The sequence below is a fragment of the Wolbachia endosymbiont (group A) of Gastracanthus pulcherrimus genome (genome assembly GCF_964028265.1).
GTDB classification, from domain to species: domain Bacteria; phylum Pseudomonadota; class Alphaproteobacteria; order Rickettsiales; family Anaplasmataceae; genus Wolbachia; species Wolbachia pipientis.
On the sequence record NZ_OZ034763.1, the window covers coordinates 382,218 to 394,862 of the forward strand.

Sequence of the window (12,645 nt, forward strand, 5' to 3'; positions counted from 1 at the left end):
TCTTTTACTCAAATTTAGGTATTCACTGACCGTTCTTGTTATAAATACCAGAATAATAAGCTACTGATATTCGCTATCTTTTTTATCTTTAATCCATCATAGCTAGCGATGCAACAAAGCCATCCCAGTGTCACGCACTGGGATGACAAGAAAGGGAGCACTGGAATTTTTGTTTCAGCATTAGCCATGCATCTGACCTCAACAAAGCTTGAAGCTTTCTGTACATAAAATTAGAGAAGTAGTTATTCATCTTTATCACTACCAAGGTCTTTTAACATACTATAATTGCCTTTTCTAAATCTACTTTTTAAAGACGTAACTCCACTTTCGCTAATACCACTAAGGCTCAGTGCAGCTCCACCTAGCTGCAATCCTATCTCAGATGTTTCAGGAATAATTTTACTAGCTCCTAGATCTCTATAAACCTCCACATTACTCAGATCTGGTAAGCGTATTACAATATTTACATGCGGAAAATTTGCTGCAACTAAAGAAACAACTTTTTTTATAGTAACTTCATTCTTTATTGAAATAACGAGAGCTTGAGCTCTTTCTATTCCTACCGATTTTAAAATTTCACATCTTGTAACATCTCCAAGATATATAGGAAAACTATCACTTTTTCCTTCTTTGACTATTTTCGATTGAATATCTACAACAACGTAACTTAAATGCTCTGCAGTAAGCATTTTTGTTACCATATATCCCACTCTACCAAATCCAGCAACTATCACATGGTTATAAAGATCTTGTGTATCTGTTTCAACAGCTTCATCATCTAATATTGTTTTCTCAGTGCTAAATGAGTTTGCTATCCAATCTCCAAGCCCCGATAAAAGAGGAGTGAAAGCCATGGTTACTGTAGTTACCATCATAAGTACTTGAGCGATTTCACTTGGTAGCACATTTAGCTCATCCGCTAAGCGAAATAAAATAAACGCAAATTCACCGCCTTGTGAAAGCAGTAACCCAGCTTGTATAGCAGGTGCACTCTTAAACCCAAAAAATCTACACAATATATATATGATAGATGTTTTTAAAACGATAAGGATAATCGATAATAAGGTGATTAGTGGTAACTTATTGAGTAAAAGTTCGGTATTGATGGACATACCAACAGTCATGAAAAATAAGCCAAGAAACAAATCTTTAAATGGTAGTACCGCGTGTTCCACTGAGTGTCTGTATTCTGTTTCTGCAACTAACAATCCAGCGACAAATGCACCTAATGCCAACGATAAATGGAATTGCTCAGTAATAAATGCTGCTCCTAATACTATTAAAAGCGTTGTTGATATAAAGACCTCATTACTTTCCATTTTAGCAATAACCGAAAATAAAGGTCTAAGCAATAATCTACCAGTTATAAATATCAGCACTAATGCAATAGCTGCTTGCACCAATGAACCTGCCAATGAGCTTATCAGGCTGTGCTCAGAATTGCCAGTAAGTAAAGGTACCAATACTATTAATGGTACCACTGCAAAATCTTGCATTAATAGCACTGCTACCGACAATCTACCAACCTGACTTGCTTGAGAACCTTTTTCTTGCAGAACCTGCAACACTATTGCTGTTGAGGATAGCGCAAGCCCACCACCAATAACTGTTGCTATATTCGTATTCACTCCGAAAGCAAGAGCGATGCACCATATTGCTACCATGGTAACTATAACTTGAAGAGAACCGAACCCAAATACATGAATACGCATAGCGATCAGGCGTTCAAATGTCAATTCAAGGCCTATAATGAATAATAGAAAAACTACACCAAATTCTGCAAGATTATCCATTGCTTCAGCTGAGTGTATCAGATTAAATCCGTGAGAACCAATAACTGCACCTGCAACGAAGTAACCAAGCACTGGACTAATATTCATTTTCCAAAATGCTATGACTATAAACACAGCAGCAGAAAGTAAAATTATAATATCAAACAAATGCTGAGAGCCACTGTGCATGATATTTAACCTGTAGAATTAGACCATTTAATTGAGCAGCCAATACTTGATTTTTGGTCAATTGGAGAATTACCAGTTTCTGCAATAAATTTCATAGCTTGAAATAAGTCACTACTTCCTACTTCATAGCTTTGAACCTTTTCTTTTTTTGTGTCGTTAAAACGTCCACGATAGCAAAGGTTTAAATTGGAATTAAAGCCGAAAAAGTCAGGAGTGCAAACAGCCCCGTATTCTTTAGCTATTTTCTGTGTACTATCAATTAAATATGGAAATGTAAACTTATTTTCCTTGGCAAAATTAATCATATTTTCAAAGGAATCTTCTGGATATTCATTTACATCATTTGGCATTATTGCAATGGTGTTTACCTGATAATCTTTTTTCAATTGATCAACATCGCTTACCAGATTGCTAATAATTGACTGAACGTAAGGACAGTGATTGCATATAAACATTATAATAAGACCATTTTTTCCACAACAGTCACTTAATGCATAATATTTATTGTCTACTCCCAAAAGATTAAAATCTTTTGCAGTAAAACTAAAATCAACTTTAGGAGTATTCAGAGCAACCATAGAATATTATTATACCACATGTAATTTACGGTCTTATTATTTAAATGTCAAACGGTTTCTATGTATACTGTTTGCATATTCTTTTTTAGTATTATAATTATAAAACTTATGTTCATAACTTTCGAAGGAATAGACGGCTCTGGTAAAACAACACAATCTAAGCTACTTGCAAATCATTTTAAGCAAATTCGCGGCGAAAATAATGTGGTATTGACTCGAGAACCAGGTGGCACTAACTTTGCAGAGAAGGTAAGAGGAGTATTGTTAACGAATAATATTGATTCTATTTCTGAACTCTTGCTACTTATCTCGATGAGGCGCGAACATATGAAAAAATTAATATTACCAGCTCTTGCAGAAGGAAAAATAGTGATTTGTGATCGGTTTATTGATTCAACTATTGCATATCAAGGATATGGGTTTGGAGTTGACTTAGGGCTAATAGGGGACTTACATAAGCTAGTGGAAATTGAATGTCCAGATATTACATTTATTCTAGATATTGATGTTAAAGTTGGGTTAAATAGAGCAAAAGACAAGAATAAATATGAAGAAATGGATGTTAATTTTTACAATAAGGTCAGAAAAGGATTTCAGGAAATAGCCATAAAAGAGCCCGTTAGGTGCAGTGTTATCACTGGAATTGAAACAAAAAATGATAATCACGTACACAATGAAATTATTGATAAAATCACCTAGCTTGTGATAGAAAATTATCAATTTCAGGTAACATTATTTCATATGAATAACTTTTTGTTTGAGTAGCTAAAAAATCCTGTATTTTGTCTGGATCTTCTTCACTTATCATCTTATATGCCCTTGCGAGGTTCATTAATTCACTTCTATTTTTTTTATTGCTTACTTCAGTAATAGTAAAAAATTGATCAAAATGGTCTAAGAGGTCTTTATTTTTTATTGAAGACACAATATCGTCAATTTCTTTCACATATAATGCAAGTTTGTGTGCTTTACTACGATCTTCAAAACAAAGATTAACAAGCACGTTGCGAAACCTATCTTTCGTAGTACTTCTCACTTCTGCTAATAAGGACTTAATATTTTCTTGGCAATGCACTCTCTTTACCGATTCAGCCGGTTCAACCATACCAAGAACATTCTTTACCAAAGATTTTTCTTCACAACTAAATATGAACATGTAATAACCCATCGATAAAGTGAAGAGCAAGAACATAGCCGGAAGTAAAAACGGAGCTAATACATTTTGTGACGCAGGGAAAATAAACCAGGTAACAGTTGCTATTGACACAGTTACAAATAATCCTGATAAACATAATTGTGCTTTTCTTCTATAATTCTGATCAATAACTGTACTTACACCAATAGAAGCTATATCAATCATTACTCACACCTCATTAAACATTAATACTAACTGAATGATAGCATTATTGTGATGAAAATGCAATATTATGAATATTTTAATACAATTTATATTGACAGTTACAATTCTAAATTGTTTTATTGCAGCGTTAGCTGATTAACATTTTTAAGATGAGGTCAACTCTCATAGAGAGAGGATTTTTTTATTTTCTCATTCTTCTCATTTTCCTCTCTAACAATTTTTTTCCCATTTAATATGTCCTTTATTTCATCTCCTGTTAAAGTTTCAAACTCCAGTAGATTTTCGGCAATGAGATCTAAGCCTTTCTTATGCTTGGTCAAAATCTCTTTTGCTTTTTCATAGCAAGAAGACACAACTTTCTTCACTTCTTCATCTATAAGTTTTAACGTATCTTCAGAAATTATCTCAGAACCATGCATGGTTTGTTCGCGATTGTGATAGATCGGACCTATTTTGTCACTCATTCCACATTTTGTTACCATAGCGCGTGATAAATCAGATGCTTGTTTTATATCCGAAGATGCACCGCTTGTGACTTTATCGTAGCCAAAAATTAGCTCCTCTGCCACTCTTCCACCCATAGCAACAGTAATATCTGCTATCATCTTTTCTCTTGTGAGGGACACTCTATCTGTTTCTGGTAGTCTCATAACTAAACCGAGTGCTCTACCGCGTGGAATAATTGTTGCCTTGTGTATAGGATCAGAAGCAGGCATATTAACAGCAATTATCGCATGACCAGCTTCATGGTATGCAGTCAGTCTCTTTTCCTCTTCTGTCATAATTAGGGATCGTCTTTCTACGCCCATCATCACTTTATCACGTGCATATTCAAAATCGTCCATGGTAACAATCTTCTTGTTTCTTCTTGCAGCAATAAGTGCAGATTCGTTCACTAAATTTGCTAAATCAGCTCCAGAAAAGCCTGGTGTTCCTCTTGCAACTGTTTTCACGTTTACATCTGGTGCTATTGATATTTTCTTTATATGAGTATTTAATATCTTTTCACGCCCATTTATATCGGGTAAAGAAATAGTAATCTGTCGGTCAAAACGACCAGGTCTAAGCAGTGCTGGATCTAAGACATCCGGACGGTTAGTCGCAGCAATTATTATTACACCTTCATTAGACTCAAAGCCATCCATCTCAACTAATAACTGATTTAATGTTTGTTCTCTTTCATCATTGCTGCCACCAAGACCAATGCCACGATGTCTACCCACCGCATCTATTTCATCTATAAAAATTATACAAGGAGCATTTTTCTTGCCTTGATCAAACATATCACGAACGCGACTTGCACCAACACCCACAAACATTTCAACAAAATCAGATCCAGAAATACTAAAGAATGGCACATTAGCTTCTCCTGCAATTGCACGAGCAAGTAAAGTTTTACCAGTTCCAGGAGAGCCAATCAAAAGGCACCCTTTTGGTATTTTTCCACCTAATATTTGAAATTTTTGCTTTTGTTTAAGAAAATCAACGATCTCTACTAGCTCTTCTTTTGCTTCATCAATTCCGGCAACATCATCAAATGTTACTTTTTTTCCACTAGTAATGAGTCTAGCCCTTGACTTGCCAAAGCTTATAGTTCTGTTGCCCCCCGCTTGTGTTTGTTTAAGAAAGAATAGCAAGAAGCCAATAAAGATAAATGTTGGGACCCATGAGATAAGTAATCCACCAATTACGTTCATGGCAGAATCTCCAGTTGAAAAGGAGAATCTCACTTTTCTATCATGTAAATTTTTTATTAGGTCGCTATATATGACACCGCTTGAATTGAAACTTGAACCGTCCCTGAACTTGCCTTCAATGCTCTGGTTTTTTATGACAATATTTTCTACATCATTGTCTTCTAATCTAGTTAAAAATTCCGAAAAAGGTATAATTGTTTTACTTTTACCTACATTTCCGCTGAACTGAATATAAGCAACTGAAATAAGAACAATAATTACTAACCAGATCAATAAGCCTTCTAAAAATTTTTTCATTTCTATTTCTAACTAAATACTAATCAAGCTTACCAAATTTTGTTTTATCGTGCTATTAATAATGCATTGAACCTTATCGTCATTGGTATTTTTTCCGTTATAATTTACATCAGGATAAGCAAGCACCTTTCCATCTTTTAGCACTACAGGCAAAGAATAGAAAACTTCAGGGCAGCAGTTGTAATCCTTCAGAAATTCAGGAACTTTTTGTGTTTTTTTTAATGGAGCGATGATAACTGAACACTCTTGATTTCCGAGTATTGTGCAGCTAAATCTGTTATCCCATTGAGTAGATTCATTTAAAGGTAGGTTTAAGGTAATTTCTTGTATCTTTGACGATTCTCTAATTATCAAGATATTTTCTCCATGTTTTCTTATTTTACACCCAGAAAGTGTACAGTTAACATTACTATCCTTTTGCAATATTTTATTAAATATTACGATAAGGCTGTTGTACCTTGGTTTATAATGTTTACTGGCAATTGCCATTATGGAGTAAAGAAGAAGCCTCAAGGCTATTTCCTCTGGCAATTGATAAAACTCACTTAGTTTAATTTCAATATAACCAAGATCATGCACATTAACGCAGTCATTAAACGCAAGGCGTGTGTAGTGCATCAACGCTTTTGCAGCTCTTTTCATATGAAGGGCTGTGAGGCATATTCGCTCTGTTAAAATCTCTTGATTATCACTTGCTTTAAGTAAGTTACGGTATAAAGTTCGCCTGTATTTTAAGTCATAGTTGCTTCTATCTTCGATCCATTTTAACCGATGAAGCTTAGCGTACTTTTCTATTTCACTACGACTAAAATTTAACAATGGCCTAAATATATAAATACCATTTAGGAAAGACTTGTAGTCCATTGATGATAATCCATCTACGCCACTACCTCGCTCTAATCTTAACAAGAACGTTTCTGCTTGATCATCTTTGTGATGAGCAACAAGTAAATATTTAACATTATTATTTTTACACCACTCTGCTAGTAACTTATACCGTGCTTTTCGTGCCTGTAACTGAATATTGCCTTTAATATTTTGCTTCTCCCAATTTAATATGAACGATTCCTTTGCTCCAAGTTCCTTTGCATAACTTACAACAAAATCAGCTTCTTTTTGAGACTCTGGACGTAACCCATGATTTACTGTTAATGCTGTAGGAAGTGAAAGCTTGTTTTTTTTTGCCCAGTTAGTCATTAAGTGCAGTAAGACTATACTATCTACACCACCTGATACTGCAACTGCAACTTGATTGTTATAGAAAGCAAAACTATTAACCACATTTTGAAATAATAACTCTAATTCCATTATGTCTCTTGATGGCCAGACAGGTCAGATCTCTTACGTCATACCGCGACTTATTTGTGGTATATATAGATCCCGCTAACAAGCAACGAAATATGACAAGTTTGTCCTTTTTTGTCTACCCCAGTGCCCTTTCTTTATGTCATCCCAGTGTTTGACACTGGGATCCAGGTTTTAATGCAAGAAACTATTTCTTTATTCCAGAAAATGAAAATTCCACTCTACGATTTTTAGCATGCTCTTTTTCATATTTAGAATTTCTAGAATCATCTTTTACATTAACCAAAGGCTCAGTTTCACCTTTAGAAGCAGTTTTTATTCTGTTTTCTATGTAGGGTGTACAACTAACCATAAATTTTTTAGCTGCATCTGCCCTTCTAGCGCCTAGCGCAAGATTATATTCATGAGAACCACGGTTGTCAGTGTGACCAGTTAAAGTAACCTTCGCGTCAGGGTTATCTTGTAACACCTCCATTACGTCAAGTAATGCATCTGCACTTACTTCAGCAATACTAGATTCATCATAACCAAAGAAAACTCTTTTATCACCTATCTGCTTAACAACAGAATTTATTTTATTTGTTGTATTTGCTCCTTTTTTTGGGCAAGAACTTACACCAGTAAGTAATAAACAAAAACAGCACATTATAACCAGTCTACTCCACATTACTAAACCTCCATAAATTCTAAATAGTGCGTAACTTTAATTTCAGTAGCTAATATCTCTCCATATTGTAATATAGTCAAGAGAAATAAAATACTAAATACTTTTTCTACAACCTTACAATTAATTTTCCTATAATATGCTGGACTCTGAGTAGAAAAATCCAATAAAAGAATAAAAAGTACAATTTTTTATTGTACTTTAAGCAAATATACTTTTAACTTTATTATTAATCTATTACGGTATTAAACAGATGTTTTCTAAAATAATGAACAAATATGCAATCTTATAAGTTTTTAGAGGAAGTATTATATAGGGTAAAGAATATCGAAAATACGCTAAAAGTACTAAACCAAAGCCAATTGAATATAGAGGACAAAGTTGAACAAATGAGCCTTCTAGAAGAAATCAGACATGAAATTATCTCTCATGACGTAATAAAGGAATCATTAGCAGATGCTCTTGGTAACAAAAAAAGTGCAAATACTCAGCAGCTAAAGTTAATAGAGAGAATACATAAGAGCAACAGTGCTGTTCCTATTGATTTAGTAAAATCTTTGTCCAAAGCTAAAGTTGAATGCCAAAGTTTATGGAGGCTAACCAATTCTGAAGCCAGTAACTTGGAAAAACTAAAAGAACGTTTTACTGATTTAATCAAACTCATTCGCGAAGTAGCTTCTATAAAATCGCAGCAATTAAAATGCTCAAAATACGACTCACTGCTTGCTGACTATGACTCTGATATCACAGAAAAGAATATAAAGGAAATATTTCCCAAGGTAGGCAAATTCTTTAGTGGAAATGTAGATAAAATAATTGAAAAGCAGAAAAAGGATAAGGTTACTAATATACAAAAAGTTGCTACTCAGAAGCAGATTGAACTTGGCTCGTCATGTTTACAGCAAATGGGTGTCGCACTGCATGAGGTTCGTACTTCTTATTACTACCCTATAGATTATGATGAATCTGACTTTTGTTATGGTTTATTTTCTCTTTTACGGCATAGTGGTTATGCAATTTATCAAAAATGTTTAGCGCAAAATTCTATAAGTAGCCCAATTACGAGACATGTTATGTATGAAACTCAAGGGTTATTCATGGAAAGGATGATTGGAACATCCAGAGAATTTATTGAGTTTATTCAACCACACATAAAAGAGAAATTTGCTATAAAAGGCAAAACTAACGAGAAAGTTAGCAGTGTTGAAAATTTGTACTTGATTTTCAATGAAATAAACCTTTCTTCTTTTTTAAAAAATGCAGATGAATTTAGTCTGTTAGCTCATATTATGTTGAGAACTAGGTTAGAACAAGATATAATAAATGGTACATTGGAAGTCAAAGACCTGCATGATGCGTGGCTGGAAGGTATGAAGCACTATAAAATTCCAGTAAAAGCTGAAAATGAGCTAAACACTTATTTTCAAGATGAATATTGGGCAAGCGGTGTTATGGGCTACTTTCCTATAAAAATTATTGCTTTAATTGCTGCTGTGCAGATTTTCTCTTGCGTTAAAAAGAATCATTACGAATCATTAAGTGCTATAATAAAAGGAGATTTTAGTTTACTTATCAGTTGGTTATCTCAAAATATATACAGTGCAAAGTGTGGCCTGGAACTGCTAAAAAAAGTAACAGGTAAGGGTTTAGACGTTGAGTGCTGCATTAGCTACTTATCTGGAAAGTATAATTTGTCTTAATAAATGATTTTCTTGAGTTGCGTATGAATTTTGTTCGAAAATTAACCGAAAAGTTTTGTAGTCTTTTCACTTTCAAAGGTTTATTTGCTAGCGATATTGCTATAGATCTTGGCACTGCAAACACTTTAGTTTATCAGAAAAATCAGGGAATAGTGCTTGATGAGCCTTCAGTTGTAGCAAGAATAAAAGAAAAAGGAAGCTACGTTCCTTATGCTTTTGGTAAAAAAGCTAAAATGATGCTTGGAAAAACGCCTGGAGAAATAGAGGCGATAAGGCCCTTAAAGGATGGAGTTATTGCTGATTTTAAAAGTGCGGAAGAAATGCTAAAATATTTCATACGCAGTGCAAACACAAAATTCACTGTTAATAAACCTAATATTATCATATGCGTTCCATCTGGATCCACGCCAGTTGAAAGGCGTGCTATACAAGATGCAGCAGAAAGTGCTGGTGCAAATGAAGTATTTTTAATTGAAGAACCAATGGCTGCAGCAATCGGAGCTGGGCTCCCGGTTACTGAACCTGAGGGTTCTATGATTGTTGATATAGGAGGCGGTACAACTGAAGTTGCAATTATTTCTTTAGGCGGAATTGTTTATTCACGTTCTGCCAGAGTAGGTGGCGATATTATGGATGAAGCAATAAAATCATATATTCGTGAAAATCATAAGTTATTAATCGGTGAAACAACCGCTGAGAAAATTAAGAAAAGCATAGGTTCAGCCAGTCTGCCAGGTGAAAATAACAAAGAGGGAATGATAATTAAAGGCAGGGATTTAGTGAGTGGCATGCCAAAAGAAATGCTTTTATCAGAATACCAAGTTGCAGAGAGTTTAATAGAGCCTGTACATCAGATAATTTCTGCTATTAAGACTGCGCTGGAGAGCACTCCACCTGAACTTTCTTCTGATATAGTCGATAGAGGAATAGTTTTATCCGGTGGTGGTGGATTATTACGTAATCTAGGTAAAGTTATCAGTGAAACAACAAAATTACCGGTTCGTGTTGCAGATGACCCACTTTGTTGTGTTGCCTTAGGTAGTGGAAAAGTGCTTGAAAACATGGATTATTTTGGCCATGTTTTATTCAAGCAAGATTAAATTATTTTTGAAGGTAGTTTATCGAATTGTTTTGATGGAATTATGTAATATAAATGAGATCCCAGTGTCATGCACCAAGTAATTTGAAGGCAACTTCTAGCAGAAAAGGGTGTCATCCGAGTAGCTGACACTGGGATCCAGGAAACTTGATTACAAATAAATATGCTGTTTTAATGAATTTGTGTAATAGAAGCTAGATTCCAGTGTCAGCTACTTTCATGACATTATCTACTATGTAAATTGCCCCCAAATCAAAACGTTTGCACAGTTGTATGTTGGAATGACACAAGATTTGCGTTTATAAATTAAGGCGGTTATGCTAAAAGAATTTGAAATTGAACCTCTGCTAAAAGATAAAACTCCGCACCAGACTAAGGCTGTTGTTGCAATGTCCGGGGGAGTTGATAGCTCGGTTGCTGCAGCACTGCTACATAACCTTGGGTACCAGGTGATAGGTGTGACTCTTCAACTCTATGGCACTGACGGTAATGCTAACGCAAGAAAGGGTGCATGCTGCGCTGGACAGGATATTTATGACGCTAAGCGTGTAGCTGAAAGTGTTGGCTTTCCTCACTATATTTTAAACTATGAGGAAATATTCAAAAAGGAAGTAATAGAGGATTTTGCGAGTACCTATATGCGTGGGGAAACTCCCATACCATGCGTGAGATGTAACCAAACGGTAAAATTTCGTGATCTATTACAAGTTACAAAAAATCTTGGTGCGGATGTGCTCGTAACAGGACATTACGTGAGAAGGTTAGAAAAAAATGGTGAGGTAAAGTTGTGCAGAAGCATTGATAAAAGTAAAGATCAAAGTTATTTTTTGTTTGCTACAACTCAAGAGCAATTGAAGCTTTTGCGATTTCCACTAGGTGGGTTCTATAAAAGTGATATAAGAAAATTAGCAAAGTATTTCAGCTTACAAATTTCTGAAAAGCCGGACAGTCAAGATATATGCTTTGTTTCCGAAAGCTATAGTAAAACAATAGCTAAATTAGCTCCACAATCTGTACAGAAAGGTAAAATAGTGGATGTTAATGGAAAAGTGCTAGGCGAGCACAGTGGCATAGTAAATTTTACAGTGGGGCAAAGAAAGGGCTTGGGTATCGCACACAATGAACCTCTTTATGTGATAAAAATTAATACAGAAAATAATGAGGTTATAGTAGGTCCGATCAACGTATTAATGCAAAAAAAAATATTGATCAAGGAGTTAAATTGGTTAGAACAACCAAAGGAAGGTATGGAAGTAACTGTGAAGCTGAGATCATCACATGCGGGAAGTTTAGCAACAATACATTCAACTGACGAAAAAAATAAAGCCTGTGTCATTTTAAACGACGATTACTTTGGCATCAGTCCAGGTCAAGCCTGTGTAGCGTATAAAGATGAGCAAGTTATCGGCGGTGGATGGATATGCTCTTAACTAAAAGCTTTAATGCAGAGTGTAAACATACAATAGACTTCTTGCATAACCATATAACATTGGGAATAGAAACAAAAAAACTTGCTTGACAAACTCCGCCAGCCCCCTTATCATGAAACTGAAGCTATTTATTTATCTTCTCTGTACAGATTAAATGACAAAAAAACTCACGTATCTGGCGTCTCATGTTTAATTTTTTGCACTATGTGCACTCTATGTCTTTATCAAATTTCTGGGTTTTTACCTACACAAGCTGGAATACGCTTATAAAGCATTTAAAACATTAAAAAACGCCAACTTAAAAAATGGATAGTGAATAACTAGCTACCTTAGGGTTTCTTTTGCCTTTTTTTTCATTTGGTAAATTTCTTAATGTTTGTAGCTAAACGACAACCGTCATCCCGCTGCTTGTTAGCGGCTAAGAGATACCGCGAATGAATCGCGGTATGACGGTTCGCGGCGGCATCAAGATAAGTCTCGTCATCCCGCTGCGTGTTAGCGGGATCTCTTGTTAGTGGCTGAGATACCGCGGCGGTATAGCTATACCTTTTTCT

At 35.0% G+C, this 12,645-nt stretch carries 11 protein-coding genes; 4 read left to right on the forward strand and 7 right to left on the reverse strand.

Features of this window, described 5'->3' with window-relative positions; translation table 11 throughout:
• Nucleotides 1–38: 38 nt before the first annotated feature.
• From ABWU47_RS02060 to ABWU47_RS02070, 3 genes are read right to left on the reverse strand one after another with little or no spacing between them, the layout of a single operon-like run.
• Nucleotides 39–188: a hypothetical protein gene (locus tag ABWU47_RS02060; RefSeq protein WP_353285738.1), complete on the reverse strand. Its 150-nt coding sequence runs from the start codon at nt 186–188 to the stop codon at nt 39–41.
• Nucleotides 189–242: 54 nt separating this feature from the next.
• Nucleotides 243–1,961, reverse strand: coding sequence for a cation:proton antiporter (locus ABWU47_RS02065; protein ID WP_077188441.1), 1,719 nt, complete (start codon nt 1,959–1,961; stop codon nt 243–245).
• Between the two features lie 5 nt (nt 1,962–1,966).
• Complete coding sequence (locus ABWU47_RS02070; protein WP_006279694.1) at nt 1,967–2,539, reverse strand: thioredoxin family protein; 573 nt, start codon at nt 2,537–2,539, stop codon at nt 1,967–1,969.
• 108 nt (nt 2,540–2,647) lie between these two features.
• Here ABWU47_RS02070 and tmk point away from each other — a divergent pair, with 108 nt between their 5' ends.
• Complete coding sequence (gene tmk, locus ABWU47_RS02075; protein WP_049973615.1) at nt 2,648–3,238, forward strand: dTMP kinase; 591 nt, start codon at nt 2,648–2,650, stop codon at nt 3,236–3,238.
• On the opposite strand, the gene ABWU47_RS02080 is transcribed toward tmk, so the two are convergent.
• The 4 genes from ABWU47_RS02080 to ABWU47_RS02095 all read right to left on the reverse strand — a co-directional run bounded on the left by ABWU47_RS02080 (nt 3,231) and on the right by ABWU47_RS02095 (nt 7,865).
• Nucleotides 3,231–3,899, reverse strand: coding sequence for a hypothetical protein (locus tag ABWU47_RS02080; RefSeq protein WP_010081999.1), 669 nt, complete (start codon nt 3,897–3,899; stop codon nt 3,231–3,233). The genes tmk and ABWU47_RS02080 overlap by 8 nt on opposite strands.
• Before the next feature lie 155 nt (nt 3,900–4,054).
• Complete coding sequence (ftsH, locus tag ABWU47_RS02085) at nt 4,055–5,893, reverse strand: ATP-dependent zinc metalloprotease FtsH (RefSeq protein ID WP_077188440.1); 1,839 nt, start codon at nt 5,891–5,893, stop codon at nt 4,055–4,057.
• A gap of 12 nt (nt 5,894–5,905) precedes the next feature.
• Nucleotides 5,906–7,201, reverse strand: coding sequence for a tRNA lysidine(34) synthetase TilS (gene tilS, locus ABWU47_RS02090; RefSeq protein ID WP_236514317.1), 1,296 nt, complete (start codon nt 7,199–7,201; stop codon nt 5,906–5,908).
• A gap of 184 nt (nt 7,202–7,385) precedes the next feature.
• Nucleotides 7,386–7,865, reverse strand: coding sequence for an OmpA family protein (locus ABWU47_RS02095; protein WP_010081889.1), 480 nt, complete (start codon nt 7,863–7,865; stop codon nt 7,386–7,388).
• 275 nt (nt 7,866–8,140) lie between these two features.
• On the opposite strand from ABWU47_RS02095, the gene ABWU47_RS02100 reads away from it, so the two are divergent.
• From ABWU47_RS02100 to mnmA, 3 genes are all read left to right on the forward strand, one after another.
• Nucleotides 8,141–9,562 carry a carboxypeptidase gene (locus ABWU47_RS02100; protein ID WP_077188438.1) on the forward strand — a complete coding sequence of 474 codons (1,422 nt, stop codon included), beginning with the start codon at nt 8,141–8,143 and terminating at the stop codon, nt 9,560–9,562.
• Nucleotides 9,563–9,585: 23 nt separating this feature from the next.
• Entirely contained in the window at nt 9,586–10,662 is a 1,077-nt protein-coding gene (locus ABWU47_RS02105) for a rod shape-determining protein (protein ID WP_236514315.1), read from the forward strand.
• 316 nt (nt 10,663–10,978) lie between these two features.
• The gene (mnmA, locus tag ABWU47_RS02110) at nt 10,979–12,091 is read left to right on the forward strand and encodes a tRNA 2-thiouridine(34) synthase MnmA (protein WP_006279545.1); all 1,113 of its coding nucleotides are present in this window, start codon (nt 10,979–10,981) and stop codon (nt 12,089–12,091) included.
• Nucleotides 12,092–12,645: the final 554 nt, after the last annotated feature.

Bases quoted from the DNA above. Each gene is read 5' to 3' on its own strand.
- tmk (WP_049973615.1), top strand. From the start codon at position 2,648: ATGTTCATAACTTTCGAAGGAATAGACGGCTCTGGTAAAACAACACAA.
- ftsH (WP_077188440.1), bottom strand. From the start codon at position 5,893: ATGAAAAAATTTTTAGAAGGCTTATTGATCTGGTTAGTAATTATTGTT.
- tilS (WP_236514317.1), bottom strand. From the start codon at position 7,201: ATGGAATTAGAGTTATTATTTCAAAATGTGGTTAATAGTTTTGCTTTC.
- ABWU47_RS02105 (WP_236514315.1), top strand. From the start codon at position 9,586: ATGAATTTTGTTCGAAAATTAACCGAAAAGTTTTGTAGTCTTTTCACT.
- ABWU47_RS02060 (WP_353285738.1), bottom strand. From the start codon at position 188: ATGGCTAATGCTGAAACAAAAATTCCAGTGCTCCCTTTCTTGTCATCC.
- ABWU47_RS02100 (WP_077188438.1), top strand. From the start codon at position 8,141: ATGCAATCTTATAAGTTTTTAGAGGAAGTATTATATAGGGTAAAGAAT.
- ABWU47_RS02065 (WP_077188441.1), bottom strand. From the start codon at position 1,961: ATGCACAGTGGCTCTCAGCATTTGTTTGATATTATAATTTTACTTTCT.
- ABWU47_RS02095 (WP_010081889.1), bottom strand. From the start codon at position 7,865: ATGTGGAGTAGACTGGTTATAATGTGCTGTTTTTGTTTATTACTTACT.
- ABWU47_RS02070 (WP_006279694.1), bottom strand. From the start codon at position 2,539: ATGGTTGCTCTGAATACTCCTAAAGTTGATTTTAGTTTTACTGCAAAA.
- mnmA (WP_006279545.1), top strand. From the start codon at position 10,979: ATGCTAAAAGAATTTGAAATTGAACCTCTGCTAAAAGATAAAACTCCG.
- ABWU47_RS02080 (WP_010081999.1), bottom strand. From the start codon at position 3,899: ATGATTGATATAGCTTCTATTGGTGTAAGTACAGTTATTGATCAGAAT.